The organism is Streptomyces glaucescens, from assembly GCF_002154375.1.
Taxonomy (GTDB): Bacteria; Actinomycetota; Actinomycetes; order Streptomycetales; family Streptomycetaceae; genus Streptomyces; species Streptomyces glaucescens.
The window spans coordinates 1-589 of sequence record NZ_MUND01000442.1 but is presented as its reverse complement, the minus strand read 5'-3'; the positions used below and the strand labels follow the sequence as shown (position 1 = coordinate 589).

Annotated in this window: 1 protein-coding gene; it reads left to right on the top strand. The window is 72.0% G+C overall.

Annotation, left to right across the window (positions count from 1 at the left end; translation table 11 throughout):
- Window positions 1-340: 340 nt before the first annotated feature.
- Window positions 341-589, top strand: a 249-nt coding sequence (locus tag CCN42_RS26690; RefSeq protein WP_143662017.1) for an AMP-binding protein, incomplete at its 3' end; no start/stop codon positions are given.

Genomic DNA, 589 nt, shown 5'->3' with positions numbered 1-589 from the left:
CCCCCAGCCCAGCCCGGGCCAGCCCGGACCGGGCCGGGCCGGGCCGGAGTGACGAAATCCGTCACGCTCGCGCTGACAGGAGTGACGGTGCGCGCACCGCGACCCGGTACGCGGGTCGTACAGATTCCGTGGAGATTACGGCACCGAAACTTACTCCACCGTCAGGAATCTGCCCGGCCCTTCCCCATCTGCGCGCTTTCTCCCCCGCTGACCAGCGCATACCTGAACACCGCTCGCCTTTCGCGCCCCTCCCGTCCCGACTCTGCGTGGGGTAGCTTTCACCGCCTGTGCGGGGCGTCAGGCGTCACCGGGAGCCGTCACGGAGAACGGGGGAGCGGGTTTGCGCGAATTCACCAACCCTCCGTCGGCGCTGCCGCCCCCCGTGGGCGGCCTCGCCGACGCCGTCTACCGCAACGCCGAGGACGACCCGGGGCACCTCGCGCTCGGCCGCAAGGACGAGACCGGGCGCTGGCGGGACGTGACGGCCGCGGAGTTCCGGGACGAGGTGCTCGCCCTGGCCAAGGGGCTGCTCGCGCGGGGTGTGCGGTTCGGTGACCGGGTCGCGATCATGTCCCGCACCCGCTACGAG